The following is a 1,437-nucleotide window of genomic DNA, read 5'->3' as shown; positions in this document are numbered from 1 at the left end:
TCATCACCCGGCAGGTCAGCGGTGAGGAAGGCAGGAAGGTCGACATCCTCGCTCTGGTCGGCGTCGGAAACGGGTTCAGACGCCCCCTGCCCTTCCGCGTCGTCGAGTGCTGCCAGATCGTGACGGCGAAGAACCTCCGGCAACCAGCCGCTGCCTTTCAGCAGACGCTCGGCTTCGGTCGCCATCTCGCCCTTCTTGAGGTGATCGAGGAGTTGCGCCGTCCCCTCCCCTTTCGCCTCGCGCACGGCCTCGAGGATCCGGGCCTTGGGTACGCGGTTCAGGTAGGTATCGGCCGTCGGCTGCCAACCCGCCTCGACCATGTCGAGATCGACCGCCTGTGCGACCAAGTCGGACTGGGTCATCCGCCTGGTCAAACCGCCGGCGGAGATACCGGCACCATAAGGGTTCACCTTCTCGTGGAGCGCGTTGATCCCGAAGCTGAGGCAATGCGCGAGCAGGGACAGCCGGCTCGGCTGATCAAGGGAGGTCAGGTAGTCCCAGAGCGCGGCATCGTTGCCGAGCGGCAAGTCGGCCTCCCACTCCGCGTGTCGGTCGTCCACCAGCTTGGCTACGACGCTTTCCTTCAGATCGCTCGCCTGCGCGGACATGTAGACGTGACGCACCGAGGCATCGAGGCAGCTGCCGGCCGAACTGGACGTCCGGAATGTGTCATTGACGAGCTTCAGGAGCAGCAGCGTCAACGCGACGTCAGGGGAGCGCCCGACCGCTTCGCGCAGTGCCAATGTCCGGTGCGCCGTCAACTCCATGACCAGCCGCTCAGGCAAGGGCTTCAACGCACCATCGTCCTCGTCGTCGGGCACGTTGGCGGCAAGCGCCTGACCGGCAGAGGTGATCACCGTGCCATGGCCGACACCATCCGCGCTGCTCGCAGCCGAAAGCTCAGTGCCCTGCCCGTCTGCTGCCGGTTCACCGCTGTGGACATCGGCGTCTTCCCGTGGCTCATCCTCGGGCCGCACAAAGCCCCGATAGACGGCAAGCTCGCCAAAGCGGTCAAGCGTCACGAAAGCCCCTGCCCGTGCGATCTCCACATCGTCGAAGATCAGCGGCCGGGCCTCGAGCTTCTCCATCGCGACTTCCAACGCGCCAAGGCGCGCGTCGATCTCTTCGGGGAATTCATCCTGGCCCTCGTATTCCTCCTCGAGCGCCCGGTACTCGGCAAGCAGCTTGGCATGGGCCGCGCCTTCGTCATCCGTCATCGGCGCTGGATCTCCGCTCAGTCGCCGCAAACCGTGGCTGTAGCCATAGGGCAGGTCGAGCGAGACCTCGATCCATTTCCAGCCCTCGGGCGCGATGGCTTCGGCTTCAGCCTGAAGCTTCTCGCTGACCAGGCGATCAAGCAAGGCAGGGTCTTCCAGCCAACCGCCGTCGTCACCCTGGAAAAGGTCGTGCAACATGGTGCCGCCAGCCATCTCGTAC

Annotated in this window: 1 protein-coding gene; it reads right to left on the bottom strand. The window is 65.1% G+C overall.

Translation table 11 applies throughout. From position 1 onward, the window contains the following. The coding region (locus AC2FNB_RS21260; RefSeq protein ID WP_496748711.1) for a DNA-binding protein at positions 1–1,437 on the bottom strand (1,437 nt) is incomplete at both ends.

The organism is Ruegeria sp. BHSB058, from assembly GCF_059613285.1.
Note: the sequence above shows the minus strand (reverse complement) of the source record. Positions and strands in the feature narration are given on the sequence as shown.